Here is a 25,761-nt window from a genome sequence, read left to right on the forward strand (position 1 = left end):
GCCGCTCCAAATGCCTCAGCAGCATCTGAAGCGTCAGTTCCCTGGCGCGGCCTTCGGGCTTGCCGATCAGTTTGCCGAGGGATGGGCCGAAGAGGCCGACGCCGACCGCAAGCGTGACGCTGAGCAGGATCAGGTCTTCGGCCACATCTGACGGCACGCCGGCGTTTGAGATTCTCTTCTGCGCGACATCCTGCACCGCCTGGCGCACGACGGTCAGCCGGCTTGTCTCATCTGTCAGTTCCAGCCAGGCGGCGAGCCTTGCCGCGCCCCGCGCCTCGAACGCATCAAACAGGGTCTTCAGGCCATCCGCCCGCGCTTCCGCCGGGGCCTCTGCGGGAATCTGTATGGCCATGATGCTGTCCACCAGATCCGCAATCATGCGCTCCATCAGCGCCTGCTGAACCGCATCAATCGAGCCGAAATGATGCAGCACGGTCGCGTTCGCAACCCCCGCCGCCTTGGCCACATCCGCCAGCCTCAAAGATTGCGGGCCCTGTTGCAGCAGCAACGATTCCGCCGCCGACAGGATGTTGGCACGGGACTCTTCCGGCGTTCGACGGACTCGAGGTGTATCTTTTTCTTTTATTGACATTTTTGTCAGTAGCGCTACTTCTATCTTCAAGAGTGTTGTTCGACTATTTGCATAAGGCAATAAACACAATGGCAACCAAACGCACACCCGAAGATGTAACAATTCATCCCCGCGATATTCACTTTGACATGGCGGCCGCGAGTTCAGAGCACTGGCTGGATAACGACCCGGTGGCGACGGCGATCTTCAACGCCATGTCGCTGACCTTCCCGGACGGCGAGCGCATGTTCATGGACGCGGTAAAAGCCTATCGCGGCGACGTCTCGGGCAAGCTGGCGCAGGATGTGAAAGACTTTGTCGCGCAGGAAGCCATCCATTCGCGCGAGCATCACCTGTTGAACAACAAGATCGACCGGGAAAAGTACCCCGTCGACGAGATCGAAGCCGCCATCAAGGAGCGCATCGCTTTTGCACGCGAGGGTGGCCCATTCCGCATGCTGATGGCAACCATCTGCCTGGAGCATTTCACGGCGATGATGGCGGAGCTGATGACCGTCGCGAACACGGATGATGTTCCATTGTTCAGCAAGACAGACCCCGCGCTTGAGAGCCTGTGGCGTTGGCACGCCATGGAAGAAACCGAGCACAAGGCCGTTGCCTATGATGTTTTCCTGGAAGTCACCAAGGACTGGTCTGGGCTGAAGCGCTATTTCCGGCGCAATCTGTCCATGCTTCTGATCACTCGGAGCTTCACGCAGAACATCGCAGACCATGCCGTCTCCCTGCTGATGGCAGACGGATATACGGAAAAGGATGCCCGGCGCGACGTGAAGGCATTTCTCTGGAAAAAGCCTGCCCTGTTCGGCAGGGGATGGAAGACCTGGCTGTCCTGGTTCAAGCCCGGCTTTCACCCATGGGATCATGACACGCGCGATCTCATGGCAGACTGGAAAGAGGAATTTACGGCTGTTCCGGCTGAATAAGCTCTCGAATACCAGAGCCCCTGTCGCAATGTGAAAAATCCGTAATCTGATGAGGTGCAGCCCTTCAGGCAGGGTTCATATCTTCGGCGTCATCCCATTCCTGACACGATCTGCGTTTAGTCAGATCGCCTTCACAGGCCAGTTCAGGAGACTCAGATGATCCGCACCCTTTGCCTTGGCGCCGCCCTTGCCGTCTTCGCCGCATCGCCCGCCGCCGCCCAGACCCGCTCTGATGAGGTCGCCAGCTGCATGATCAGCCATTCGACAGAGGAAGATGTCGCGCAGATGAAGCAGTTGATGCTGCTCGCCCTGCAGGACCGCAAGGATGAGGCCACGACAGCGCTGGCGGGCCTGATGATGCAGGCGGGCGTCAGCGCCTCCAGCCAATGCGGCGTCGGCTTCGGCGAAATGACGAGCCCCATGTTCGAAGCCGCCATGCGCCAATATGGCGAACACCTCGGCACCATCGTCATGGAACGCGCCTTCACCATGATGGATTTGCCCATGCAATAGGCGGCGCTGCGCCTAGTCTTCCACCACTTTGTAGTTTGCGATCAGCTCCACCGCTGGCGCAAAGCCGGGCTTGGCCGCCAACGTCTTCTCAAGATAGTAATAGGCCAGCGAATACTCGCCAAGATCATGGTGGGCGAGCGCCAGATTGTGATAGTATTTGTAGCGGTCACGCGTCTCCGGAAGCTCTGACTGCTGAAGAAGTTCAACTGCCCTGTCGGGCTCGCCAGCGTCGATGAATACTGCGGCGCAGCTGATCGCGACATTTGCCTCACGGCTCATCATAGGAAGGGCAGCCTCGCAATCGGCGACCGCCGCTGCATCTTCGCCAAGATGGCGGTAAAGCGTTGCCCGGTTCACCCGCGCGGCGGCGCGCTCACTGTCGCGCGCATGCTCTTCCACAATGACCGCCGTACATGCGGCAACATGGCCAGCTGACGCGTGATCTGCACGGCGGACGGCGTCATGGCATTTCGCCGCATCGCTTTGCGCTCCATGAAGTATGCGTTGGCCGGCCGAGGCCCCTGGGGTGAGCAATGCGAGCATGGCAGCAGCCACCCCCATCTGAGCGGCACGAGCCGGCAGATGGCCGAAATTTGTAAAAGCCTGTCTCATATCTGTCTCCAATCTTCAGTCAGTTTTTTACCTGCTGCCTAGATTGGGGGATTGAACCGGAGAGCGGAATTGGCGATAATGACATTATATGGTCGATTTCCGCCAAACCTGTCTTCTATGCCCCAGAGTCCTCACATGCCCCATCCTGCCCCTGCACACCGCGTCGTTACCATCGCCTATGAACCTCTCTGGCCGCTGGAGTTCGGCATTGCGGGCGAGATCTTCGGCTGGAACCGTCCAGAGCTGGAGATGGACTGGTATGACTATCAGGTCGCCGGGCCAAAGCGGTCTGTGCGGTCGGTTGGCGGATATTCCATCCGCATCGATGCCGGACTGGAGGCGCTGGAGACCGCTGACACGATCATCATCCCCGGCTGGAATGACAAAAACAAACGCCCCCCGGAACCCCTGCTGGAGGCCCTCCGCAAGGCCCATGCCCGGGGCGCGCGCCTTGTTTCGTATTGTACGGGGTGCTTCGTGCTCGCCCATTCCGGGCTGCTCAATGGCGGCCGCGCCACAACGCACTGGCGTTACATCTCGCTGCTACAGCAACAATTCCCGGAGATCGAAATCGTCGATGACGTCCTCTATGTCGACAATGGCGGCATCATCACATCAGCTGGCAGCAGCGCCGCCATGGATGCGAGCCTCTACATCGTCCGCCAGGATCATGGTGCAAATGTTGCCAACACGGTCGCACGCAGCCTTGTTACACCGCCACATCGTGATGGCGGTCAGTCCCAATATATCGAAGCCCCTATCCAGGAACGCCCCGGCAAGACCATCGCCAGCGTGCTGGACTGGGCGCGTGAACAGCTTGACCGCCCCCTGACGATTTCATCTATGGCGAGTCATGCCGGGATGAGCGAGCGCACCTTCCTGCGGCGGTTCCGCGAAGGCGCCGGCACAACACCGCTCAAATGGCTACGCCGCGAGCGCATCTTCCGCGCGATGAATTTACTTGAAACCACAACGCTCGACACTGCAGACATTGCGACCCAATCAGGCTTTGCTTCTCTCGAAACCTTCCGCACCGCCTTTCGGGACATCGCCGGCACATCGCCAAACGCCTATCGTCGGCGCTTCGATGCCGTTACCTCCTGACCCGTCGCTTGCCTGATCACCTCAACACCCCGAGACATCTCCCATGGCGAAACTGCTGATCATTTATCATTCCCGCACAGGCGGCACGCGCCAGATGGCGGAGGCTGCGCTGAAAGCTGCAGAGGCCGAGACGGACGTGGAGCTGAAGCGAGCGGAAGACACACAGCCGGAAGATCTACTGTCGTCAGAGGGATATCTGTTTGCCGCGCCGGAGAATCTCGCCGCGCTGTCCGGTGAGATGAAGGAGTTCTTTGACCGGTGCTATTATCCGGTGCTCGGAAAGCTGGAAGGCCGTCCCTATGGCCTGATGATCTGCGCCGGATCAGATGGCGAGAATGCCATGAAACAGGCCGCACGCATCGCCACGGGCTGGCGTTTGAAACAGGTACAACCGCCGTTCATCATCTGCACCCACGCGCAGACGGAAGAAGAGATCCTGGCCCAGAAGACGATCCCCGAAGACCAGCTGGAAAAATGTCGGGAGTTGGGCGCAGCGCTCGGCGCAGGCCTGGAAATGGGCGTCTTCTGACTTACTCACCCGGTGTGAAGGAAAGATCCTTGCCGGCCACGACAGGGCGGAAACCACCTCGCAGGAACGGCCAGACGGCAAACGCCGCCCCCGTCACGAACAGGCTGACAGAGCTGAGCAGGATATAAGGATTTGACCAATCCCCGCCGACCACCGCCGCATGGATCACAACGCACAGCATCAGCGCCATCCCAAGCACCACACGCAGCACATTCCCCGCCATGGCCGCGCTCGTCAGGGCACACGCGGCCAGAGAGCAGGCTGCAGACCCGATCCAGTAAAGCGCTACCAACCAGCCTACAGAGAGGCCGAGGATGGCCGCGATCAACGTGACTGGCAGAAACAGCGTGCAGCCCCAGACCCAGCCGCTCCATAGCGCCTCAAGACGCGGTGCAGCACGGCCTTTCTCGCGGCGCTTCAGGAAGTAGATGTTCAGGCCGCCCGCAATGATGACGCAGAGCATCAGCCCCAGAATGAAATAGATGAGCTTCATGGCCACGCCGCCAAAATCCCCGAAATGGACACGGTACATGGACATGGCAATCTGCTGGCCTACCGGGCCATCGGCATTATGCGCCGTGGCAAGTAACTCGCCATCGGTGGAATAGGTGTAGCTTTCGCCATAGATCAGGCGGTCTTTGTGATCGACATAGAACTGGATGTGCTGGCTCTTCTGGCCAGGCTCATGCATGACGATGAGAAAGGGCGGCTTGCCAGGCACATCCTTGGCCAATTGCTGAACAGCAAGATCAATACCGGTGATGGGCGCCGGGGTCTCGTCAGCCTCTACCACCTCGCCCCCAAAAATGGACTCGCTGAGTTTACGTGTATCGCCGTCGAAATTCGTCTGGGCGAAGACGAGCGCCCCGACCAAGAACAGGCCGATCATCGCGCCGGTTCCCGCAACAGCCACCACGAAAGGTGCCGTCCAGACGCTGAGCCGGTTGTGCAGATCGGCCTGAGCGAGCCGGGGCTGGCCCTGCCGTTTGAACCGGAAAGCGTCGCGGAAAATACGTGGATGCGCCAACAGACCGGAAATGGCCATGGAGACGAGCATCACGCCAAAAATGGCGACGATGATCATGCCGAAACTTTCCGGCAGGTTCAGATAGTAATGAAGATGGATGAGGAACTCATTCCACTTGGCCTCAAGCGGGCGCACGAATGTGCCATCTTCATCCACAACATACATGCCATTGTCGCCGCCCGCGACCATACGCGGCCAGTTTTCACGCGGCGGATAGACGTAAAGGTGCGTCGTCTCGGGGTCACGGCGCAGGACCTCTTCTGCCGTAGACTGAAGGACGGCCGGCGAGACGCTCTCGACGGTTGCGGTATTGGGCTGCTCCCACCATTCCAGTTCGTCCTCGAACACAGCAACAGCGCCACTGAGGCAAACAACGAACAAGAGCGCACTGATGACGAGCCCCATGACAGAGTGCGCCGAGAGCGCCGAATCCACACGCGCGCTAGATGATTTCGGCCAGAGTGTCTTTGCCATGTCTGAAGTCCCCCTATCCGATAAAAGCCACAGCCAGCGCAAAGAGCGCCCCGCCAATGGCATAGGCGCTGCGCCGAAGCGGCCGTTTTTCCATCAGTAGCAACGTACTGAGAAGCGCCCATAGAACCAGAGCGACCATGAAGGCGTAGACAACTGCCGTCGCGGGGCTTCCCGTCTCCGGCATGGTCAGGCGCAGCAGGCCACCTGCTGTATAGAATGCGATGATACCGGCAATCGGGCCCGCGACAAGGAATGTCCATATACCAGACGCGATACCACCAATCCGTCCGAGGGCTGATGCTTGCGTTGGATGCGGCACGGGCTTCTGACGCATCGGGCTGTGCAAGCCATTGGTGCCCAGAAAGCCCGGCAGGGTAATTGCCGCCGCGGCCAGCAGCATCAACACGGATGCTACTTGCGCGACGCCCCTGTCATGATTAGCAACAAACCAGAGACAAAGACTAACTGCCAGCAGCGCCCAGCCCGATGCGAGCAGCACAGGCCGGTCGGGCTTGCGCCACACCATGAAGAGCAGCGCAAGGCCAGCAAGCCCGAAAAGGGTTGCGAGTACTGCCAGCAGAAGCCCGGTTCCTGTCATCTATACCAGCCCTAGAATTTGTAACGCAGGCTTGCAACAACCGTGCGGCGCAGACCCGGGAAACAATCACCGCGCGTCAGACAGCCGGTGAGATATTCCTCATCCGTCACGTTACGCGCGTTGACCGCGAAATCCCACTGATCCCACTCATAGCCGACCATCAGGTCGCCCAGCGTATAGGACGGCGTTTCGTAGCGCAGCGTGGTGGTCTCGGAGACGGTAGAGCCGACATAGCGGATACCCGCACCCGCCTTGAACCCGTTCCACTTGTTCGACGGGCGCCAGGTGGCCCATAGGGAGGCCTGCTCCTCGGGGATGGCAGAGAGCTGATAGCCGTTCGGATCTTCCGCATCGATCGTGGAGGCGGCAGCCTGAAGATAGACATCGTCCAGCTGCACACGGCCCTCAAACTCGATCCCTTTCAGCTTGGCGATGCCTTCCTGCTGGGAATTGGCGCCGACAATGCTGTTCGGGTTGCTGAGGTTTGAAATCTCGATGTCGTAATATGCCAGCGTAATGAGACCAGGTACGAAGGTGGGCTCATATTTCAGGCCAGCTTCGTATTGGCGGGCTTCCTGCGGCTTCAACTGGTCACCGCTGAACGTATCAACGCCGACGACCGTTTCGAAGGATTCCGCATAGCTGACATAGGGCGCCAGTCCATTGTCGAAGCGATAGAGCACGCCGAAACTGGTGGAGACCGCATCATCTTTCTGCACGCTTGAGCCATTGTCATTCTCGACATTGTCACTCCGCACACCCAGCGTGAAACGCCATTTGTCATAGGAAATCTGATCGGAAATATAGACACCCACATCCTGAACCGTAGACGGATCAGCATCATAATAGATGGCATCAAAAACAGATTGGTCTGGATAATTTCCATAGACCGGATTTTTCAGGTCCAGCACATACCGGAAATCACCCTGCAGAAGTCCGCCATCTGTGTAATAGGCGGAATCGCTATCGGTTTCGACATCCTGATACTGAACGCCCGCAAGAATGCTGTGCTCAAGCGGCCCGGTCATGAAGCTGCCGCGCAGCCGCACATCGCCTGCCAATTGGTCAAACGTATTGTTGGCTTGATAGAAGGTGCGCGCAACCGTGGTGTCAGTGAAGGTAAGGTTCTGGAGATCTGCTGCAGCCTGCAAGGCAGGGTTTTCCGCAAGGATCTTGTTTATGTAGCGGCCGCCAAAGAAGATCGGCCAGGCCTGATCATAGTCTGCCTCGCCAGAGCGCCAGAGGGCCGTACCTTCAACAGACCAGTTATCATTGATGCGGTGTTCACCCAGCAAGGTTACCTGTTGGGACTCTGTATCGTAATGGTCAAAGTTCGGCTCGCCAGCATAGACATCGTAGTCAAGATAGGTGCCGTCATCCAGAGGAAACAGCGTGCCTTCCACAGGGATGAATTGTGCCGCGGCCTTGCTGTCTGTATCCTGAGCAAGCCCGATGATGGTGAATTTCGTATCCGGCGTTGCCTGCCAGGACAAGGACGGCATCAGGACAGTCGTCTTTTCATCCACCTGGTCAATCTGGGTGCCGGTATCGCGGTACAGCGCCACCATGCGATACAGCAGCTTGCCGTCCGTGCCGGATACTGGCCCGGTCACGTCACCCGCAATCTGATAGTGATCGAAATTGCCCGCCTCGACAGCGATCTCGCCGCCGAAATCTTCATGCGGGGTCTTGGACACATAGTTCACGATGCCGCCAGGAGAGCCCTGGCCGTAAAGCACAGACGCCGGCCCCTTCAGCACTTCAACCTGCTCAATCGTGTAGAGTTCGGTGCGGGTGGAATTGTAGCTGCCAAACAACTCCTGAATGGAGTCGCGGTAACGCGGCAGCTCCAGCCCGCGTGACTGCGGGAAGTCGCCGCGTGTAGAGAAGCCATAGGGCTCTGCCGTCACACCGGAAATATAGGTCAGCGACTGAGCGAGGTTCAGCGCGCCCTTGTCTATGATCATGTTCGAGGTCTCGATGGACAAAGATCGCGCCGTTTCCACAATCGGCGTGTCAGACTTAGTTGCGCCGAAGGAAGTTGTACCCGTGACGATTACTGTCTCCTGGCGGCTTTCCTTGTCTTCGCTGCTGGCTGTTTGCGCCCATGCCGGTGCAAAGGACGACATCCCAACCATGATGGCCATGGCGCTGACGGCTCCGAAGCGTGCTTCAAACATGCGAAATTCCTTGGTGATTTGGCTTAATATGCAAATGGTTCTCAATTTCAAGCACCCGACTAGGCCTGATGATATTGCAAGTCAATCTCAAACCTGAAGAAGTTTCGAGCATCCCGGTGGCATGGCGGACAATCCCTGTGCCTGTTGCATATTCGCCGCATTTCGCGCTGATTTCCCAAGCCTGAGAGAAGCCGAACTGACCGGATTTGCGCGACGCATGGGCTATTCAACCCCGCGTCTTCTGCTATCAGGCGCGGATGAGCATAACCTCCCAAGACTTTGACGCCACGCTGAAACGCGCCATCGACAGCAAGACAAAACCGTTAGGCGCGCTCGGCAGAATCGAGTCGCTGGCAGCCCAGATTGCGCGCATCCAGCATTCGCTTTCGCCCTCTGCAGAGACCTGCCAGCTGATCATCTTCGCCGCAGATCACGGCATGGCGGCGGCGGGCGTTTCGGCTTATCCGCAAGATGTGACACGCCAGATGGTGCTGAACTTCCTGTCTGGCGGGGCAGCGGCCAATGTGTTCGCGCGCAGCACAGGTGCCGACATCCATGTCGTCGACAGCGGCATTGCGGGTGAGGCCATTGACGATAAAGACCTCATTCTTCGCCGCATCGGCGCGGGCACCGCAAACGCTATCGAGACCGCCGCGATGACGGACGAACAGCTGGCCGAAGCGCTTGAGGCCGGCAAGGCCCTCGGCGGCGCGGGCAATCACGATGTCGCCTGTTTCGGCGAGATGGGCATTGGCAACACATCATCAGCCAGCCTGGTCGCCGCGAAAATCCTGGGCGTTGCTGTGGCAGACCTGACCGGACGCGGCACGGGGCTGGATGATGACGGCCTCACCCGCAAGCAGGAACTGCTGACCCGGGCGGCTGGCCGAACAGCCAGCAAACTGGACGCCCGAACAGCCCTGACCGAATATGGCGGCTTCGAAATAGCCATGATGGCGGGCGCGATGGGCGGCGCAGCGGACGCCGGCAAGATCGTCATCGTGGACGGCTTCATCGCGACCGTGGCCGCACTGGCCGCGCGGGACATGTTTGCAGAATGCGACGCGAACTTTGTCTATGCGCACCGCTCAGCCGAATCTGGCCATGCCCGTGTGCTGGAAGCCCTAAATGCCGAGCCGCTGCTGGACATGGGCATGCGCCTTGGCGAAGGCACCGGCGCCCTACTCGCCTGGCCACTGGTGAAAGCGGCGGCTGCGATGTTGCGCGATATGGCCAGCTTTGACAGCGCCGGGGTAAGCGGCCCGGCATGATGAACGAAGTCGCCAAGTTTGCCCTGGCGGTGCAGTTCCTGACCCGCCTGCCGATTCCCGCACAGATCAAATTCACGCCGGAGCGGATGGCGGGCTCTGTCGCCTATTACCCCTTGGTCGGCCTGGTGGTTGGCGCGCTGAGCGCCGCGGTGTTCTGGGTGGCCGCCCTGGTACTGCCCTTGCTGGTGAGCGTCATCCTGGCTGTCACAGCCGGCTTCCTGCTGACGGGCGGCTTCCATGAGGATGGCCTGGCAGACACGTTTGACGGCATAGGTGGCGGACTGACCCGCGAGCGTGCGCTGGAGATCATGAAGGACAGCCGCATCGGCACCTATGGCACCTTGGCGCTGGTTTCCATTGTGGCGCTGAAAGTGGCTGCGCTGTCAGGCCTGTCGCAGGCGTCGCCCTTACTGGTGCTTGGTCTGCTACCCGCAGCTCACGGACTATCCCGTTTTTCCAGCGTTATGGTGATCGCAACCAGCCGATATGTGCGCGATGAGGGGACGGGGAAGCCTGTTGCGCGCGGCAGTTCCGCCCGCGCGCTGGCCATCGCAGGCATTACCACCGCCGCCATTCTTGCCGGACTGGTCTGGGCAGGCCCACCCATGCTGACTTTATACGGCGTGATCGGACTGGTCGCAGGCCATGTGCTGATGCGCGCCTTTTTTGAGGGCAAGCTGAAAGGCTATACCGGCGACACGCTAGGCGCGGTGCAACAGCTGAGCGAGATTGGTTTTTATCTGGGAGTGCTGGCATGGCTTTGATTCTTCTGCGTCATACCCAGCCCGACATTGCCCCCGGCATATGCTATGGCCGCAGCGACATCGGCCTGCCCGATAGCTTTCCCTCTGACGCGGAAAGTGTGCTCGCCACCCTGCCCCAATTCGACCGCATCGTGAGCAGTCCGCTGACGCGCTGTCACAGACTGGCAGAGTTCGTGGCCGGGCATCACGGCATGGAAATCTCCGTCGAGACGCGTCTGCAGGAAATGGATTTCGGGAAATGGGAGCGCTGCCCGTGGAGCGACATCCCCCGAAAGGAACTGGACGCATGGGCGAACAATTTTTTCCACGCCCGCCCCCATGGCGGGGAAAGCGTCGCCATGCTGAAAGCCCGAAGCCTTGAAGCCCTGGCGGAGTTGAACCATGACGATGCGGCAACGCTGGTCGTGACCCATGCCGGGGTCATCAAGATGGCGCTGGCAAAGAGCCCCGCCGCATCCGACCACAATCAGACGATCAATTATGGATGCTTTGAAATCCTGACCGATGTGAGGACACCCCAATGAGTGAAGACCAGACCCATAGCGACAAGATGAAAGCCCTGCAGGCCGAGCAGAAAAAGAAGACATCTGAGGCGCGCGATCCTGGGCGCGGCCTCGTCCTGGTCCATACCGGCAATGGCAAGGGCAAATCCAGCTCTGCCTTTGGCGTCATAGCGCGGGCCCTCGGTTGGGGCCACAAGGTGGGGATTGTCCAGTTCATCAAGGGCAAATGGATCACAGGAGAGCGGCAATTCTTCGCCAAACTGGCAGATCAGGTCGACTGGCACACAATGGGCGAAGGCTTCACCTGGGACACCCAGGACAAGGCGCGCGACATTGCGGCGGCAGAAGCCGCTTTCCAGAGGGCCTGCGACATGATGGCCAGCGGCGACTATGATCTGATCGTGCTGGACGAGATCAATATTGCCCTGCGCTATGACTATCTGGATGTGCAGGCGGTGCTGGACGGCCTGAAAGCACGATCAGACCGTACAAGCGTGATCCTGACAGGCCGGGACGCCAAACCCGAGCTTTGTGAGTATGCCGATCTGGTCAGCGAAATGACCGAGGTGAAGCATCCTTTCAAGGCCGGCATCAAGGCCCAGCGCGGCATCGACTTCTGAAATCCCCGCGCGCTGTAGCATCGTCAGCGCTATTGACAGATTTCAGGACTTACAACATGAGACGCCTCAGATGGTGCTTCCCTAACCGGAAGCTAAGAGGGAAGCCGGTGTAAATCCGGTGCTGTACCCGCAACTGTCAGCCAGGAGCTGATGGCCGACATGCCACTGGAACGAAAGTTCTGGGAAGGCGGCCTGAAGTGATGATCGGCAAGCCAGGAAACCTGCCATCGCGTCGTTCGTCCGGGAACCGGGGAGAGTTCTCAGTGGGCGGGAAGGCAATTGCCTCTCCTTTGTAGCGACATTTCAAAGGCCTGGCCGCCCGCATGACCCTCGCGTCATGAGGCCAGCATGTCGTTATGAAGTACACCTGTCTTTCGGGCGGCGGGGTGTCGAGGAAAACAAGAAATTATGTCGTACAGACACATCCTGCTTGGTGCTGCTGCGTTCACCCTTACGCTTCCGGTACTGGCACAAACATCCGAAGATACCGAAACACATCTGGACACGATTACTGTGGAAGGCTCTCGACTGGGCCAGACTCAGGCGGAAATCGGCTCCAGCGTCAGCATCATCACCGAAGAAGACATCGATCAGCTGGGCTTTGACTTCGCCCTTGATGCCGTCGCCTCCGCGCCCGGCGTCACGATCAACCAGAATGGCAGCTTTGGTGGCAATGCCAGCGTGCGCATTCGCGGCGCCTCTTCCGGTCAGACCCTCGTTCTGATTGACGGCGTACCGGTCAATGACCCGAGCGGCACTGATGGCGGCTACAACTTCGCCTTCATGGATACGGACAATATCGAGCGCATCGAAGTTCTCAAAGGTCCGCAATCCACGCTGTGGGGCTCCGATGCCATTGGCGGGGTTGTCTCCATCACCACCAAGACACCTGAGCCAGGCCTCGGCGGAACCGTCTTTGGCGAATATGGCTCCTTCAACACATTCCGTGGCGGCGCATCCGTCGGTGGCGCCAATGACACAGGTGACTTCCGTCTCTCCGCCAGCCGTATTGATACGGACGGTATCTCCAAGGCCGATGAAGCCAATGGCAATACCGAGGAAGATGGATATGAATCCTCTACCCTGTCGGCTCGCGGCGGCCTGAACCTCGCTAATAATATTCGCCTCGACAGCGGCGTTATGTGGAATGATGCCGAGAGCGAATATGACAGCTATTCCGGCACGGCGCAGGGCAGCGTGGCAGATGGCGATGAAGTGACAAAGAACGAAACCCTCAGCAGCCATGTGGCGCTGACCGTACCGCTGTTCGATGACCGCTTTGTCAACGAGATCATGATTGGCTATTCCGACATTTCCCGGAAGAACTATACTAATGGCGTCAACAGCTATGAGGCGGATGGTGATCGCACGATCTATCGTTACCAGGGCACCTTCACGATCAATGATGCCAACAAGCTGGCCTTCGGCGCAGAACGCGAAGAGACCACGGCGAATGATGAAGATGCCGCCATTGACGGCCTGTTCGCGCTGTACGAATTCAAGCCCGTCGAAAAGCTGACGCTGACAGGCGGCGTGCGTGTCGACGATCATGACAAATTCGGATCGGAAACCACAGGCCGGGCAGCCGCAGCTTACACCGCCAATGACCAGCTAACCCTGCGCGCAAGCTGGGGCCAGGGCTTCAAGGCGCCATCCATCTTCCAGTCGACCTATATCTGCACCTTCTGTGGGCTGAGCGATCCGAACCCGAATTTGAAACCGGAAACTTCCGAAGCGTTTGATCTTGGATTTGACTGGCAGTCTGCCAATGGCAAGACGAAGGCTGGCGTGACCTATTTCGACCAGGAAACGGAGAACATGATCGATTTCTCCTACACGGCCGGCTACGACAATATCGCCCTCGTCAATTCCAAGGGCGTGGAAGTCTATGGCAGCCACCAGTTCACAGACTGGTTGGGTGTCTCAGCCAATTATGCCTATATCGACGCAGAAGATGGCGATGGCGCAGAACTCCCCCGCCTGCCGGAAAACTCTGGCGATGTAACCATCAGCCTGACACCGGAAGGCCCGTTCTCCGGCGCTGTTCTGGTGCGCTATAATGGCGAAGAAGCCAACACGACTGGCACCACGCTGGACAGCTGGACGCGCGTCGACCTGACAGGCAGCTACAACATAGATGATCGCCTTGAACTCTATGCTCGTATCGAGAATTTGTTTGATGAAGATTATCAGCAGATCCTCGGTTACGGCACGCCGGGCCTGTCAGGCTCCGTCGGTGTGAAGCTGCGCTATTAGGGATGCCTGAATGTCGAGACTGACTCTTCTGCTTCTGGCAATCTGCCTTTCCTGTTGCGGTGCTCCTCCCACACCAAAGGCAGCGGATGCGGCGCGCCCCATGCGGATTGTCAGTCTCGATTATTGCGCAGACCAGTATGTCCTGAAATTCGTCGACAAGGACCGGATCCTTGCTGTGTCTCCCGACGCGGCAAGGGATTTCTCCTACATGCAGGATGCCGCGGGCGGCGTGCCCACCGTGCGGCCCGTTGCGGAAGATGTCCTGCTGCTGAAGCCGGACCTTGTCGTACGCTCCTATGGCGGCGGACCTGATGCCGCAAAGTTCTTTGCTGAAGTAGGCATCCCCGTTCTGGACATTGGCTGGGCCCCGGATCTGAAAACCGTCATGTCCAACATCCAGCGCGTCGCGGACGGGCTGGATGAACATGAGCGCGGCGCTGAGGTCGTCACCCGAATGGAAACACGCCTGCAGGAGATTGCTCAGCAGGCAGAAGGAAAAAGCGTGCTCTACATGACACCTGCCGGCGTCACGACAGGCCCTGGCACGCTGGTGCATGAAATCATCACGGCGGCAGGCCTTGAGAATTTCCAGACCCAGTCAGGCTGGCGCTCCATCCCGCTTGAAGAGCTCGCCTATCGCCAGCCCGATATTATCGGAGCGGCCTTTTTCGAAACGCTGACCAATCACCCAGATGCGTGGAGCCCGATGAAACACCCCGTTGCCCTCAAGCAATTGTCTGATGAAACAGTGGTGCCGCTGAAAGGGGCATGGACTTCCTGCAATGGATGGTTCCTGATGGACGCGGTTGAGGCCCTGGCAGAAGGAGCGAAGGAATGACCCGCACCTCCTGGCTTGTGCCAGCCCTGCTGATAGCCTCCGTGCTGGCCCTTTTTGGCGCCTGCCTGCTTGGCTCTACGCCCATGTCGCCAGCGCGGGTTCTTTCCGCTTTTGTGGGCGGCGCGGATGCTGCGGACCGGCTGGTCATCTGGCAGATCCGCCTGCCCCGCGCTCTGGCCGCTTATCTCGTTGGCGCAGCGCTCGGTATCAGCGGCGCAGCGCTCCAAGGCCTGCTGAGAAACCCGCTGGCAGAGCCCGGCGTACTCGGCGTTTCGGCCTCGGCCTCTCTCGCCGCCACATTCTCTCTCTACTACGGACTGGCAGCGGCCTCCCCCTGGATCCTGCCCATGGCTGCCATTTTCGGCGCCCTTATTGCGACCAGCCTGATCGCGGTCGCCGCCATCCGGACGCAATCTGTTGTGACCCTCATCCTGATTGGTGTCGGCCTATCCAGCTTTGCCGGCGCGGCGATGAGCCTGCTGATGAACCTCGCGCCCAATCCCTTTTCCCTGTCAGACATGATCAACTGGATGCTCGGCTCTGTCGCCAATCGCAGCTTCAAGGAAATCGGCTTTGCTTTTCCCTTCATCCTGGTCGGCAGCGCTATTCTGATGATGTCGCGACGAGGCCTTTCTGCTCTGACACTGGGCGAGGAAGCCGCCAGCGGGGTTGGCCTTGATCTGCGCCGCCAGCGTATTCTCACTGTGCTTGGCGCAGGCCTTGCGACCGGCGGCAGTGTCGCGCTTGGTGGAGCGATCGGCTTTGTCGGCATCGTTGCGCCACATATCATTCGGCCGTTTGTTGGCCATGACCCTGCCCGCTCCCTCATCCCGTCTGCGATGCTGGCGGGCCTGATCCTTGTGCTGGCAGATATTGGCGTGCGCATTCTGCCGTCTTCCAACGAGTTGAAGCTGGGCGTCGTCGCCGCCCTGATCGGCGCACCGGCCTTTGTCTGGATTGCCATGCGGAGGCGCGCGATCAATGACTGAGATCATCGCAAAGAATTTGAGCCTCACCAAAGACAGCGCAACACTGCTGCAAGGGGCAAGCTTTACGCTTAAGCCGCGCCAGCTGATCGCTCTGCTGGGGCCTAACGGAGCCGGCAAGACCAGCCTGATCCGCACGACCCTCGGCCTGGAGAAACGTTCCTCCGGCACGGTCAGCCTGGGTGGCACGGACAGTGAAGCGCTTTCCCCGATGGAGCGTGCACGCCGCGTCGCCTATCTGCCTCAGCAGCGGCCGCTTGCCTGGCCGAACAGTGTGCGCGATGTCGTGGCGCTGGGCCGATTTGCCTATGGCGCAGCGCCCGGGCGCCTGAACCCCAGAGACGCGCAGGCCGTTAATACCGCCCTCGAATTGTGCGACCTGACGGATCTGACCAACCGGCATACCGACACACTCTCTGGCGGCGAAGTGGCGCGCGTACACTGCGCCCGCGCTTTTGCTGCCGAAGCGCCACTCCTGATTGCTGACGAACCTGTCGCGGCGCTGGACCCGCGCCAGCAATTCCGGATCATGGACATCATTCAGGCCTATGTGGATCGCGGCGGCGGCGCTCTGGTTGTACTGCATGACATTCCGCTTGCCGCGAAATATGCCAGCCATCTGATCTGGATGCAGGATGGCCGTATTGCCGCCGAAGGCCCACCAGAAGAAACGCTGACCGTCCAGCGCATGGCAGACATATATGGTGTTCGCGCGCACATAGACGGCAGGAAAGTGGAAATCGAAGGCGCCATATGACCGCTCGCGCTCTGATGCTACAGGGAACTGGTTCGGATGTCGGAAAATCTGTCCTGACCGCCGCCGTCTGTCGTATCGCCAAGCGTCGTGGTCTGAGTGTTGCGCCTTTCAAGCCACAGAACATGTCCAACAATGCCGCCGCCTGTGTGGGCGGGGGCGAGATTGGCCGCGCGCAGGCCTTGCAGGCACTGGCCGCGGGTCTCGATCCTCATGTCGATTTCAACCCGATCCTTCTGAAACCGGAAACAGACCGGACGGCGCAGATAGTTGTTCATGGCAAAGCCGCGACCGCCATGGATGCCGCCAAATACATGGCGCATCGCAGCGAACTGATGGCACCCGTCATGCAGAGCTTTGAACGTCTTGCCGCAAAGCATGATCTGATCCTGATCGAGGGCGCAGGCAGCCCGGCCGAGATAAATCTACGCGACCGCGACATCGCCAATATGGGCTTTGCGCAAAAAGCTGGCGTTCCGGTCTGCCTGATTGGAGACATCGAGAAAGGCGGCGTCATTGCCAGCCTTGTCGGCACACAGGCCGTCATTGCCCCGGAAGATGCCGCGATGATCCGCGGCTTTCTGGTCAACAAGTTCCGCGGCGATCCGCGCCTGTTTGATGATGGCGTCACAGCCATCGAACAGCGCACCGGCTGGCCATGTCTTGGCGTGATCCCATGGCTGAGCAGTTCAGCAAGATTGCCCGCAGAAGATGCGGTCGTCCTTGACCAGCCCATCCGCGCATCCGGTGCTGGGCTGAAGGTCGCCGCGCCCATGCTGTCGCGCATGGCAAACTTTGATGATGCAGACCCGTTGAAAATGGAACCCGGCATTGAGTTCACTTGGGTGCCTCCCGGCCAGACCATTCCCCGCGACACAGATGTGATCATCCTGTTTGGCACCAAGTCGACCCTGGGCGATCTGGCCTTCCTGCGCGCGCAAGGCTGGGACCATGATATCATTGCCCATGCCCGTGCAGGCGGACGTGTTCTGGGAATCTGTGGCGGCTATCAAATGCTTGGTAGACAGATTACTGACCCTACCGGATCAGATGGCCTATCAGGCCGGGCCATGGGTCTTGGTCTGCTGGATGTCGAAACGCAAATGAGCGCCGACAAGCAGGTTAAGATGACAGACGGCACATGTGCCCTGACAGGCTGCAGCGTGGGGGGCTATGAAATCCATATGGGCAAAACGACGGGACCAGACACGCAGCGCCCCATGTTTACCTTGGGCGATCAGCCTGAAGGCGCCCGCAGCGCCAATGGCCTGATCGAAGGCACCTATCTGCACGGCATGTTCACCCAGGATGAATTTCGCCGCAGCTGGCTAAGCCGCATAGGCGCATACGTAGAGACCGGCCTGTCCTATAGTTCAGAAGTGGACCGCGCACTGGATGCGCTGGCCGATGAAGTATCTGCTGCCGTCGACATCGACGCCCTGCTCGGACTGGCCGAAGCGCCGGGCTGGCACCCAGCAGGCGAATGAGTGCCCTCACGTTGATGCTCGCCGCCTGGGCCATCGAAGCGACCTTTGGATGGCCCGACTGGCTGTACCGCCTGGTCAGGCACCCTGTTGTGTGGCTTGGATGGCTGATCCGATGGCTTGAAGCGCGCCTGAACAATAGAAACTGGACGCATATGGCCAGATATGTTGTCGGCGCGGTGGCCAGCCTGTTCGTGATTAGCGTAGCCACTCTGGCCGCACTCGCCTTGTCGCGCAGTTTGTCAGTTGGTTTCGCAGGCTTCCTGATTGAAGCGCTCATCGCATCCAGCCTTCTGGCATCTCATAGTCTGTACACACATGTCCGTTCTGTCGCGGAACCTTTGGCCGAGAAAGACCTTGCGGGCGCGCAAAAATCTGTCTCTCTCATTGTCGGTCGTGATCCGTCAGAGCTGGATGAGGCCGGGGTCGCACGCGCAGCGTTGGAAAGCCTGGCCGAGAACACATCCGACGGCGTCATCGCCCCCTTGTTCTGGGGCGCACTGTTCGGCCTTCCCGGCCTGGCCGCCTACAAGGCCATCAACACGCTGGACTCCATGATAGGCCATCGTAACCAGCGCTACGCCGCTTTTGGCGGCTTTGCTGCGCGGCTGGATGATATCGCCAATCTGGTGCCAGCCCGCCTGACCGGCATATTGTTTTCGATGGGCTCGGCCAGTCTCAAAGCGTTCGGGATCATGTGGCGAGATGCCCGGCATCACAGATCCCCCAATGCGGGCTGGCCAGAGGCCGCCATGGCGGGGGCACTCGGCGTGCGCCTGTCTGGCCCGCGCATCTATGGCGACACCCCGAGTCATGAGCCTTGGCTGAATGAGGGCGCCCCGAACCCAACTGCGGACCACCTCAGACGTGGACTGATCTTATACGTCAAGAGCCTGTCGATAATGGCTTGCCTGCTTCTCATCCTGTCCATTCTTGCGGAGACCTTATGAACAAGGACCTGATACATGGCGGCGCGCTCGACGTCATGCAGCGAAATTTCCCCAATACTGATGCCCCATGGATAGACCTTTCAACAGGCATCAACCCCTGGGCCTATCCCATGGGTGAGGTCTCTGCTGAAGCCGCCACGCATTTGCCCACACGTGACCTGATGGAGACATGCCGCGCCGCCATGGCGCGCGCGGTGAATGGTCCTGAAGACGCGCTGGTTCTCTCCCCAGGTAGTGAGCTTTTGATCCGTCTGCTGCCAACCCTGTTGACGGCTGAGCGTGTCGCAATCCTGTCACCCTCCTATGGCGACCACCGCATGTCCTGGCGCCAAGCCAATTGCCAGGTATTGGAGACTACGACCCCGCTGGACGAAGCATGCACCGCGGATGTGATTGTCGTGTGCAATCCCAACAATCCCGATGGCCGGACCTTCAGCCCTGACGTTCTGGAAGACATCCGCTGTCGCCTGGCCAAGCGAGGCGGATGGCTGATCGTGGATGAGGCCTATGCAGATTTGGACCCCAGCCTCAGTATGGCGCACAACGGAGGCAAGGAAGGGCTGATCGTGCTGCGTTCGTTCGGAAAGTTTTACGGCCTGGCCGGCCTGAGACTTGGCGGAGCATTTGTTCCGGAGGCGCTTCGCACCCGGCTTGAGCAGGTTCTGGGCATGTGGCCTGTCTCCGGCCCGGCGCTGGAGATTGCCACACGCGCCTACTCTGACCGTGCCTGGCAAATAAATACTCGTGAATGCCTTGCCAAGGCGCGCCACAGATTAGATGGTCTACTGATGGATTCCGGACATAATCCCGTGGGCGGTACGGACCTGTTCAGACTGCTCGAGGTGGAACAGGCCACCAAATTGTGGATGCACCTGGCAGATGCTGGCGTTTACGTCCGTCGCTTCGAGTGGTCCAACCAACATCTGCGCATCGGCCTGCCAGCCGACCCTGTTGCCGAAGGACGCCTGGCTTTTGCCCTTATCCCTTGAGGCGCAGAGGCAAGCCTGCGGCGACGAACTCCACCACATCGCAGACTTCAGCCACGTTCTGATTCAGCCGTCCCTGCGCATCCCGAAAGCGCCGACCGAGCGGTGTTTCCGGGACAAGCCCGAGCCCCACCTCGTTAGACACGAGGAACACATCGCTGCTCATACTATGCAGACACTCACACAGAGCATCTGATTGCGCCTGAACATCCCGCTCATGATGCATCAGGTTTGACAGCCACAGGGTGAGGCAATCAACCAGAATGATCTCGCCTGAAGCGGGAAGCGTCTGCAAGGTGGAGACAAGGTCCAGCGGAGCATCCACTGTGCGCCACCCGGCCCCGCGATCGGCCTTGTGGCGCGCAATGCGCTCAGCCATTTCAGCGTCCAGCGCCTCGGCTGTCGCCACATAAACGCGCCTGTCACCCGCCTGCTCTGCGAGCATCTGGGCACGCCGACTTTTGCCAGACCGCGCGCCCCCAAGAAGAAATGTCGTCGTCATGGGAGGCGTCTTACCGCATCCCGCACGCAATTTCGCCCATCACTTTGAGAAAAGTCTGCCAGGTCAGGCAGGCGCTCCGGTAAAGGGCCGCAGCAGGCCACGGAAGAAGCCCGTCACTTTCTGTATCCGGGCAGAAAACGCCTGACTCTTTTCAATAATGTCCGGCGCGTATGGGCTTTCATACGCCGTAATACCATAAATGCGGCGGATCTTGTCGACGGGCTGGTCCCACACCTGCTCCCACGGGATCAGGATCATCGCAGGCGACTCACGCCCATGAACCCAGGCGCTGGTAATCGTATCCATCAGAACCGGATATCCTCGCTCAGGCACCAAGGCCCCAATCACACTGGTAATCGACAGGAACTGCGCAGAATAATTGTGTCCGAACTGCGCCATCTGAAATGCGGAAATCGCGATCTCGTGCAGCGATGTCGTCTCATAGCCCGCCGTGATGTGCCACAGATCGTGCGCCTGCAACATGCGTGTGTTCAACCAGGCAAGCGGCTCTGGCAGGGCATTGATCTTGATCGCATCCCGGTCAAGCACTTCAAGATCGAACATATTGTCCACGATGAGATCATGGAATTCACGGCCAAGCGAGTTCTCAGGACACGCCGCGAGTGTGGAAAGCTTGATCAGCTCTGGCGTATCCCGCGCGGCAGCCTCCGTCACGCCGTCATAGAGGTGCGCCATTTCGGCGATGCGGCTGAGTGTCGTGTCTGTCATGTGCTGCCCGAGGGCAGCAGTTCGCTGTGTCACGCTAAGCGCATCCAGATTGCCGACCGCCCCATCTTCAACGATGCCCCAATACTCCTTCCAAAGACCGACAGGAGATGGCTCTGGCGCACGGTCGAACGTATCAATCGGCGTCGCATTCACCGCTCGGCCCCGCCAGCCCTCTGCAAGGGCATCATAGGTCTCTGCCGTGCGATCCGGCGCAAGAAAAGCAGCATGAGCCAGTGCGGCTGCCAGATCTATCCGGTCTTGCGCCGTTACCTTCTTGCCTGCAGCGGCGCATCGCGCAGCTAGTTCGACAATTCTTTCGCGAGGGATGGATGTCTCAACCTGCGTCAGAAACCGGTTTCTCAATTGCTCTGTACTCATCTTTCTCTCCCGTGATCATCTTATTTATTATAAAGCATCCCTGCAGCGCTGAACCTGCAACCCAAGTCCTTCGATCCCCAGAGCGACTGTATCGCCCGCCCTCAAATATTTCGGTGGAGACATGGAGAGCCCCACCCCCGGCGGCGTGCCGGTGGACAGAATATCCCCCGGTTGCAAACTCATGAATTGCGACACATAGCTGACCAGATGCGCGACACCAAAGATCATCGTTGATGTGGAGCCGCGCTGCATGGCCTCTCCATTCACGTCCAGCCACATGGATAGATTTTGCGGATCTTCCACTTCGTCACGTGTAACCAGCCAGGGCCCTATCGGACCAAACGTATCAGCGCTTTTTCCCTTTACCCACTGGCCGGTGCCTTCCAGCTGAAACCCGCGCTCGGAAACATCGTGCACGACGCAATATCCAGCGACATGGTCCAGCGCATCTTCCTCGCTGACATATTTCGCTGCCTTGCCAATGACGACGCCGAGTTCAATCTCCCAGTCGGTCTTCTCTGAGCGGCGGGGAATTTCCAGATCATCATTTGGGCCACAAATTGCGCTCGTCGCCTTGAAGAAAAGCACCGGTTCGGAAGGCACCTCTGCGCCCGTCTCCGCGGCATGGTCTGCATAGTTCAGGCCTATGCAGATGAACTTGCCCACATCGGCCACGCACGGGCCGATACGTGCGTTCGGATCAAGTTTTGGCAGGCTGGACAGGTCAATCGTCCGGATCTGCTTCAGGACAGCGTCGTCCAGGGCAAGACCATCCCAATCATCCACCAGATCACTGACATCCCGAATGACACCCCCGGCATCCAGAATGCCCGGCTTTTCCCGTCCGCGTGGACCAACCCTTAAAAGCTTCATCAGATCAACTCCTAATTCGTCCACCCGCCATCGATGATATGCGCGCCGCCTGTTGTGAAAGAGGCCTCGTCCGAAGCGAGGTAAACTGCGAGGGCAGCGACCTCCTCCGGTGTGCCGAGGCGCCCCATGGGCTGGCGCGACACAAACATCTGCCGGGCCTTTTCATAGTCGCCCTGCGCCTGCATGCGCCCCTGCAAGGAAGGTGTATCTACTGTACCCGGACAGATGGCATTGCAGCGAATATTCTTGCCCACATAGTCCGCTGCGATGGCCTTGGTCAGTCCGATCACCCCGGCCTTTGTTGCGCCATACACAAACCGGTTCGGTGCCCCCGTAATGCTGGACGCAACTGAGCTCATATTCAGGATAACTCCGCCGCCTTTGGCAACCATGTTCGGAAGGGCCGCACGGCAAAGCTCATACATGGAGGTGAGATTCAGCAGGAATGACCTGTCCCAGTCTTCCCGCGAGCAATCTTCAATCGTGCCATTATGTACCCACCCCGCCACATTGAACAGAACATCGATATCGCTATGCCGCGCGCAAATGCCTGCGATCGCGCTCGCATCTGACACGTCCAGCCTTTCCGTCTCGACACCCGTCACACCGGACAGCTCGTCCAATGCGGTTTCATTTATGTCCGTCGCGATCACCCTTGCGCCTTCGCGGGCAAAGGCCTTTGCGGACGCCAGCCCGATCCCCGCCCCCGCAGCCGTTATCAATGCTGTTTTTCCTGCCAGTCTGGCCATCCGATTATCCCTTCCTGCTCAGATAGATGCGCTCGGCATTCGTTATGCAGACCGCCTGCTCATGCCCGGCAAAATGGCGCCGGATCAGGCGCTCGCTCTGCTGGGCCCATTGCGTATAAGTTCCGGCCAGCGTCAGAACGGGCCAGTCACTGCCCCACATGACCCGCTCGGGCCCGAAGCAAGCCGCCACATGCTCGACAACTGCGCCAATGGAATCATCATCGGTATGCGGTCCGGCCTCTGTCAGAAGGCCAGACATCTTGCAGGTGACGTTCGGACAGGCGGCAAGCCCAGCCAGATCCTTGCTCCATGTCGCCAGATCCCCGGACGCGATGGGTGGCTTGCCCGCATGGTTCAGAACGATCTGCAGGTCCGGATGCCGCTCTGCCAGCCTTGTCTTGATTTGGATCAGGTCCTGCCTCGCATGACCGTCCAGAACGAGGCCAAGCTGAGCCATCTGCGCCAACAAGGGCGTGAACCGGTCATCAAGAATCCAGTCCGCCTGCGGCAGATCCGCGATCATCGGGCGGAGGCCGACAATATGCTCGTTGTCTGCAAGGCGAGAGATTTGCTGTGTGGCATCATCGCTTTCCAGGTCGACCCATCCGACCACTCCGGCAATGCGCTCGTCCTGGTGCGCAAGGGACAGCATAAACTCCGTCTCCGCGAGGGTTCCGGCCGCCTGCACCAGGATCACTCCTTGGACACTCGCGGTATCGGCCTCAGCCCACACATCATCAATGCAAAAATCCCGGTAGATCGAGCCAAGCTCAGAGCTCAACCAATCATAGTCGCCGCGCTCCAGCCTCCAGACATGCATATGGGTGTCGATCTTCTTCATCATGCTGGCACCGGCGCATCAGTAGAGATCAGCTGGCGCTCTTTCAGTTCGGCCCACAGTGCGGGCTCTATCCGTGTCGCAGTCCAGCCAGAGATCTGCCGCACCTCATCGGCTGACCGCGCCCCGGGGATGACTGAGGTTACGGCAGGATGGGCGCGGCAGAATTGAAGCGCGGCAGCAGCCAGCGGCACGCCATATCGTGCACACACGGCTTTGAGCTCAGCCGCGCGCCGGACAGCCCATTCGGGTGCCACGGCATAGTCATACCTCAGAGGCCCGCCCTCAGGCGCAGCCAATAGACCCGAATTGAACGCACCGCCGATGATCACCCGCACACCGCGCCTGTGACATTCATCCAGAAACGGCAAAGAGGTTTCATGTTCCAGCAAGGTGTAGCGCCCCGCCAGCAACAGGCAGTCAAGATCAGTCTTCTCCAAAACCTGTTCGCATACGGCAATTTCATTCACGCCGAGACCAATCCATCTCGTCTTGCCCTCTGCTTTCAGGGCAGCCATTTCAGGAAGGGATTCCTCCAGCGCCTGTCGCAGAATTGTCTCGTGCGCATCGCCATGAGTCAGCTCGCCGATATCGTGCAGCAGAAGAATGTCTACGGCCTCTACGCCCAGCCTTTTCTGACTGCCCTCGAAAGAGGCCCTGATACCTGCCGACGAATAGTCAAATTCGGGAATGAACGGAGCGGGGCTTGCAAAGCCATTGTCGGGAATTGCAGTATCCCCCGCTGGCAGCAACCGCCGACCAACCTTTGTAGACACCATCACCTGCCCGGATGTTTCTGACAGAAACGCCCCGACACGCTGCTCGCTGAGGCCGTGCCCATAATATGGCGCAGTGTCGATATAGGTCATGCCCTGTTGCTGAGCTGCCTGAAGTGTCTGGTGAGCTGTCTCATCAGATATCTCCGAATAGAGGTTGCCGAGCCCCGCCGCACCGAGGCCGTAATCCGGCAAGGTGAGAGACTCCATCTGGCTCATCCGCTGACCTCTATTCTGAAGCTCTGCACGGCAGTATCGGCCCATGCCGGGACGGTGACGGTAAGGCGGCCATTGCTGGTGGACCAGTCGCTGACCTCTCCGCCAAATTGCTGTACCGCTGACACGTCGCCCGCGCCCTCTGGCAGTGGCAAGCTCAGCGTCTCTCCCGTCGGCACGCCGAAAACATGCAGATACAGCGCGCCTGCGCCCTGCGTCGCGCCGATGGCGAGGCCATCAACCTCCCGCTCCGGCAACTGCACAGGCCGCGTATCCTGGATGCCTTCTCCTGCCACGCTCAGCCAGGCGCCCACAGCCTCAAGCCGGTCCGCCTGCCCCGGCGGGATGATCGTGTCGCCCCGCGGGCCCACATTCAAAAGGACGTTACCATTGAAACAGGCAGACCGTGCCAGCATCGAGACGATCCCGTCCCGGCTGATATAGTCCGCATCGGTCTCGTTCCGATTATATGCAAATGAGTGCCCCATGCCCCGTGTCGTTTCCCACAGGAAGGGCAGCATACGGTCGAACATGCCATATTCCGGCGTGCGCGCATCCCACACCATCGGCATCGGCGGCAACAGGCCCGTCAGTCCCTCCGGCTTGTCAAACGCCCCCTCCGGCAGCTGCCCGTCCGGCGCAATCCACCGGTCATTGGTCAGGCCGTCCGGCACGGTGTTGTAATACTTCGCCAGAATGTCATATGAAGACTGCGCGCTTGGATAGGCAATATCGT

The 25,761-nt window shown here is 59.4% G+C and carries 27 protein-coding genes and 1 riboswitch; of the genes, 15 read left to right on the top strand and 12 right to left on the bottom strand.

The annotated features are described in order from the left end of the window. On the bottom strand, positions 1-508 hold a 508-nt coding region (locus tag HY29_RS12545; protein ID WP_241765203.1), incomplete at its 3' end, for a TetR/AcrR family transcriptional regulator. Positions 509-660: 152 nt separating this feature from the next. Between HY29_RS12545 and HY29_RS12550 the strand changes: the two genes are divergently transcribed. Both HY29_RS12550 and HY29_RS12555 read left to right on the top strand, forming a co-directional pair. Next, positions 661-1,515, top strand: a complete 855-nt coding sequence (locus tag HY29_RS12550; RefSeq protein WP_034797499.1) for a metal-dependent hydrolase — start codon at positions 661-663, stop codon at positions 1,513-1,515. 156 nt (positions 1,516-1,671) lie between these two features. Continuing rightward, positions 1,672-2,028 (top strand): hypothetical protein, encoded by a 357-nt coding sequence (locus HY29_RS12555; protein WP_034797502.1) that lies wholly within the window; start codon positions 1,672-1,674, stop codon positions 2,026-2,028. A 12-nt stretch (positions 2,029-2,040) separates the two neighbouring features. Here HY29_RS12555 and HY29_RS12560 read toward each other — a convergent pair whose 3' ends face one another. Further along, complete coding sequence (locus HY29_RS12560; RefSeq protein ID WP_034797504.1) at positions 2,041-2,640, bottom strand: tetratricopeptide repeat protein; 600 nt, start codon at positions 2,638-2,640, stop codon at positions 2,041-2,043. Between the two features lie 135 nt (positions 2,641-2,775). On the opposite strand from HY29_RS12560, the gene ftrA reads away from it, so the two are divergent. Beyond that, on the top strand, positions 2,776-3,744 hold the full coding sequence (gene ftrA / locus HY29_RS12565) for a transcriptional regulator FtrA (RefSeq protein ID WP_206741962.1): 969 nt from the start codon (positions 2,776-2,778) through the stop codon (positions 3,742-3,744). A 43-nt stretch (positions 3,745-3,787) separates the two neighbouring features. Beyond that, complete coding sequence (locus HY29_RS12570) at positions 3,788-4,273, top strand: flavodoxin family protein (protein WP_034797509.1); 486 nt, start codon at positions 3,788-3,790, stop codon at positions 4,271-4,273. 1 nt (position 4,274) lies between these two features. Here HY29_RS12570 and HY29_RS12575 read toward each other — a convergent pair whose 3' ends face one another. The 3 genes from HY29_RS12575 to HY29_RS12585 are packed head-to-tail and all read right to left on the bottom strand — an operon-like array spanning position 4,275 to position 8,552. Then, the gene (locus HY29_RS12575) at positions 4,275-5,774 is read right to left on the bottom strand and encodes a PepSY-associated TM helix domain-containing protein (protein WP_051601480.1); all 1,500 of its coding nucleotides are present in this window, start codon (positions 5,772-5,774) and stop codon (positions 4,275-4,277) included. Positions 5,775-5,787: 13 nt separating this feature from the next. Next, positions 5,788-6,372, bottom strand: coding sequence for a hypothetical protein (locus HY29_RS12580; RefSeq protein WP_034797512.1), 585 nt, complete (start codon positions 6,370-6,372; stop codon positions 5,788-5,790). Between the two features lie 11 nt (positions 6,373-6,383). Continuing rightward, the gene (locus HY29_RS12585; RefSeq protein ID WP_081811384.1) at positions 6,384-8,552 is read right to left on the bottom strand and encodes a TonB-dependent siderophore receptor; all 2,169 of its coding nucleotides are present in this window, start codon (positions 8,550-8,552) and stop codon (positions 6,384-6,386) included. A gap of 257 nt (positions 8,553-8,809) precedes the next feature. Here HY29_RS12585 and cobT point away from each other — a divergent pair, with 257 nt between their 5' ends. The 11 genes from cobT (at position 8,810) to cobD (ending at position 19,967) form a co-directional block, all read left to right on the top strand. Beyond that, positions 8,810-9,823 carry a nicotinate-nucleotide--dimethylbenzimidazole phosphoribosyltransferase gene (gene cobT, locus HY29_RS12590; RefSeq protein WP_034797514.1) on the top strand — a complete coding sequence of 338 codons (1,014 nt, stop codon included), beginning with the start codon at positions 8,810-8,812 and terminating at the stop codon, positions 9,821-9,823. Beyond that, positions 9,820-10,587 (top strand): adenosylcobinamide-GDP ribazoletransferase, encoded by a 768-nt coding sequence (cobS, locus tag HY29_RS12595; protein WP_034797515.1) that lies wholly within the window; start codon positions 9,820-9,822, stop codon positions 10,585-10,587. Before cobT ends, cobS begins: the two co-directional genes overlap by 4 nt. After that, positions 10,578-11,111, top strand: a complete 534-nt coding sequence (cobC, locus tag HY29_RS12600) for an alpha-ribazole phosphatase (RefSeq protein WP_051601481.1) — start codon at positions 10,578-10,580, stop codon at positions 11,109-11,111. Before cobS ends, cobC begins: the two co-directional genes overlap by 10 nt. Further along, positions 11,108-11,710, top strand: a complete 603-nt coding sequence (gene cobO / locus HY29_RS12605; RefSeq protein WP_034797518.1) for a cob(I)yrinic acid a,c-diamide adenosyltransferase — start codon at positions 11,108-11,110, stop codon at positions 11,708-11,710. Before cobC ends, cobO begins: the two co-directional genes overlap by 4 nt. Before the next feature lie 54 nt (positions 11,711-11,764). Next, positions 11,765-11,952, top strand: a riboswitch (cobalamin riboswitch). 166 nt (positions 11,953-12,118) lie between these two features. Continuing rightward, positions 12,119-13,966, top strand: a complete 1,848-nt coding sequence (locus tag HY29_RS12610) for a TonB-dependent receptor plug domain-containing protein (RefSeq protein WP_034797520.1) — start codon at positions 12,119-12,121, stop codon at positions 13,964-13,966. Between the two features lie 10 nt (positions 13,967-13,976). Beyond that, entirely contained in the window at positions 13,977-14,804 is an 828-nt protein-coding gene (locus HY29_RS12615) for an ABC transporter substrate-binding protein (protein WP_034797522.1), read from the top strand. Then, complete coding sequence (locus HY29_RS12620; RefSeq protein WP_034797524.1) at positions 14,801-15,793, top strand: FecCD family ABC transporter permease; 993 nt, start codon at positions 14,801-14,803, stop codon at positions 15,791-15,793. Before HY29_RS12615 ends, HY29_RS12620 begins: the two co-directional genes overlap by 4 nt. Then, positions 15,786-16,547: an ABC transporter ATP-binding protein gene (locus tag HY29_RS12625; RefSeq protein WP_034797526.1), complete on the top strand. Its 762-nt coding sequence runs from the start codon at positions 15,786-15,788 to the stop codon at positions 16,545-16,547. Before HY29_RS12620 ends, HY29_RS12625 begins: the two co-directional genes overlap by 8 nt. Then, the gene (locus tag HY29_RS12630; protein ID WP_034797528.1) at positions 16,544-18,031 is read left to right on the top strand and encodes a cobyric acid synthase; all 1,488 of its coding nucleotides are present in this window, start codon (positions 16,544-16,546) and stop codon (positions 18,029-18,031) included. Before HY29_RS12625 ends, HY29_RS12630 begins: the two co-directional genes overlap by 4 nt. Further along, a complete protein-coding gene (gene cbiB / locus HY29_RS12635; protein ID WP_034797530.1) occupies positions 18,028-18,978 on the top strand; it encodes an adenosylcobinamide-phosphate synthase CbiB in 951 nt (316 codons plus the stop codon). The genes HY29_RS12630 and cbiB overlap by 4 nt, the downstream gene beginning before the upstream one ends. Beyond that, entirely contained in the window at positions 18,975-19,967 is a 993-nt protein-coding gene (gene cobD, locus HY29_RS12640; RefSeq protein ID WP_051601482.1) for a threonine-phosphate decarboxylase CobD, read from the top strand. The genes cbiB and cobD overlap by 4 nt, the downstream gene beginning before the upstream one ends. Here cobD and cobU read toward each other — a convergent pair. From cobU to HY29_RS12675, 7 genes are all read right to left on the bottom strand, one after another. Further along, complete coding sequence (gene cobU / locus HY29_RS12645; protein ID WP_034797532.1) at positions 19,957-20,466, bottom strand: bifunctional adenosylcobinamide kinase/adenosylcobinamide-phosphate guanylyltransferase; 510 nt, start codon at positions 20,464-20,466, stop codon at positions 19,957-19,959. The two genes, cobD and cobU, sit on opposite strands and share 11 nt — an antisense overlap. A gap of 63 nt (positions 20,467-20,529) precedes the next feature. Then, positions 20,530-21,573 (bottom strand): Coq4 family protein, encoded by a 1,044-nt coding sequence (locus tag HY29_RS12650; RefSeq protein ID WP_034797534.1) that lies wholly within the window; start codon positions 21,571-21,573, stop codon positions 20,530-20,532. 27 nt (positions 21,574-21,600) lie between these two features. Further along, positions 21,601-22,446, bottom strand: a complete 846-nt coding sequence (locus HY29_RS12655; RefSeq protein WP_034797535.1) for a fumarylacetoacetate hydrolase family protein — start codon at positions 22,444-22,446, stop codon at positions 21,601-21,603. Between the two features lie 11 nt (positions 22,447-22,457). Next, complete coding sequence (locus HY29_RS12660; protein ID WP_034797537.1) at positions 22,458-23,195, bottom strand: SDR family oxidoreductase; 738 nt, start codon at positions 23,193-23,195, stop codon at positions 22,458-22,460. 4 nt (positions 23,196-23,199) lie between these two features. Then, a complete protein-coding gene (locus tag HY29_RS12665; RefSeq protein ID WP_051601483.1) occupies positions 23,200-24,039 on the bottom strand; it encodes an amidohydrolase family protein in 840 nt (279 codons plus the stop codon). Then, positions 24,036-25,028, bottom strand: a complete 993-nt coding sequence (locus HY29_RS12670; protein WP_051601484.1) for an aldo/keto reductase — start codon at positions 25,026-25,028, stop codon at positions 24,036-24,038. Before HY29_RS12670 ends, HY29_RS12665 begins: the two co-directional genes overlap by 4 nt. Then, on the bottom strand, positions 25,025-25,761 hold a 737-nt coding region (locus HY29_RS12675), incomplete at its 5' end, for an alpha-L-fucosidase (protein WP_199285830.1). The genes HY29_RS12670 and HY29_RS12675, both read right to left, overlap by 4 nt.

It is taken from the genome of Hyphomonas beringensis (assembly GCF_000682755.1).
Lineage (GTDB): Bacteria > Pseudomonadota > Alphaproteobacteria > Caulobacterales > Hyphomonadaceae > Hyphomonas > Hyphomonas beringensis.

Bases quoted from the DNA above. Each gene is read 5' to 3' on its own strand.
- HY29_RS12560 (WP_034797504.1), bottom strand. From the start codon at position 2,640: ATGAGACAGGCTTTTACAAATTTCGGCCATCTGCCGGCTCGTGCCGCT.
- HY29_RS12665 (WP_051601483.1), bottom strand. From the start codon at position 24,039: ATGATGAAGAAGATCGACACCCATATGCATGTCTGGAGGCTGGAGCGC.
- HY29_RS12655 (WP_034797535.1), bottom strand. From the start codon at position 22,446: ATGAAGCTTTTAAGGGTTGGTCCACGCGGACGGGAAAAGCCGGGCATT.
- HY29_RS12660 (WP_034797537.1), bottom strand. From the start codon at position 23,195: ATGGCCAGACTGGCAGGAAAAACAGCATTGATAACGGCTGCGGGGGCG.
- HY29_RS12550 (WP_034797499.1), top strand. From the start codon at position 661: ATGGCAACCAAACGCACACCCGAAGATGTAACAATTCATCCCCGCGAT.
- cobO (WP_034797518.1), top strand. From the start codon at position 11,108: ATGAGTGAAGACCAGACCCATAGCGACAAGATGAAAGCCCTGCAGGCC.
- HY29_RS12615 (WP_034797522.1), top strand. From the start codon at position 13,977: ATGTCGAGACTGACTCTTCTGCTTCTGGCAATCTGCCTTTCCTGTTGC.
- cbiB (WP_034797530.1), top strand. From the start codon at position 18,028: ATGAGTGCCCTCACGTTGATGCTCGCCGCCTGGGCCATCGAAGCGACC.
- HY29_RS12670 (WP_051601484.1), bottom strand. From the start codon at position 25,028: ATGAGCCAGATGGAGTCTCTCACCTTGCCGGATTACGGCCTCGGTGCG.
- ftrA (WP_206741962.1), top strand. From the start codon at position 2,776: ATGCCCCATCCTGCCCCTGCACACCGCGTCGTTACCATCGCCTATGAA.
- HY29_RS12630 (WP_034797528.1), top strand. From the start codon at position 16,544: ATGACCGCTCGCGCTCTGATGCTACAGGGAACTGGTTCGGATGTCGGA.
- cobU (WP_034797532.1), bottom strand. From the start codon at position 20,466: ATGACGACGACATTTCTTCTTGGGGGCGCGCGGTCTGGCAAAAGTCGG.
- HY29_RS12610 (WP_034797520.1), top strand. From the start codon at position 12,119: ATGTCGTACAGACACATCCTGCTTGGTGCTGCTGCGTTCACCCTTACG.
- HY29_RS12620 (WP_034797524.1), top strand. From the start codon at position 14,801: ATGACCCGCACCTCCTGGCTTGTGCCAGCCCTGCTGATAGCCTCCGTG.
- HY29_RS12625 (WP_034797526.1), top strand. From the start codon at position 15,786: ATGACTGAGATCATCGCAAAGAATTTGAGCCTCACCAAAGACAGCGCA.
- HY29_RS12555 (WP_034797502.1), top strand. From the start codon at position 1,672: ATGATCCGCACCCTTTGCCTTGGCGCCGCCCTTGCCGTCTTCGCCGCA.
- HY29_RS12585 (WP_081811384.1), bottom strand. From the start codon at position 8,552: ATGTTTGAAGCACGCTTCGGAGCCGTCAGCGCCATGGCCATCATGGTT.
- HY29_RS12650 (WP_034797534.1), bottom strand. From the start codon at position 21,573: ATGAGTACAGAGCAATTGAGAAACCGGTTTCTGACGCAGGTTGAGACA.
- cobD (WP_051601482.1), top strand. From the start codon at position 18,975: ATGAACAAGGACCTGATACATGGCGGCGCGCTCGACGTCATGCAGCGA.
- HY29_RS12570 (WP_034797509.1), top strand. From the start codon at position 3,788: ATGGCGAAACTGCTGATCATTTATCATTCCCGCACAGGCGGCACGCGC.
- HY29_RS12580 (WP_034797512.1), bottom strand. From the start codon at position 6,372: ATGACAGGAACCGGGCTTCTGCTGGCAGTACTCGCAACCCTTTTCGGG.
- cobT (WP_034797514.1), top strand. From the start codon at position 8,810: ATGAGCATAACCTCCCAAGACTTTGACGCCACGCTGAAACGCGCCATC.
- cobS (WP_034797515.1), top strand. From the start codon at position 9,820: ATGATGAACGAAGTCGCCAAGTTTGCCCTGGCGGTGCAGTTCCTGACC.
- cobC (WP_051601481.1), top strand. From the start codon at position 10,578: ATGGCTTTGATTCTTCTGCGTCATACCCAGCCCGACATTGCCCCCGGC.
- HY29_RS12575 (WP_051601480.1), bottom strand. From the start codon at position 5,774: ATGGCAAAGACACTCTGGCCGAAATCATCTAGCGCGCGTGTGGATTCG.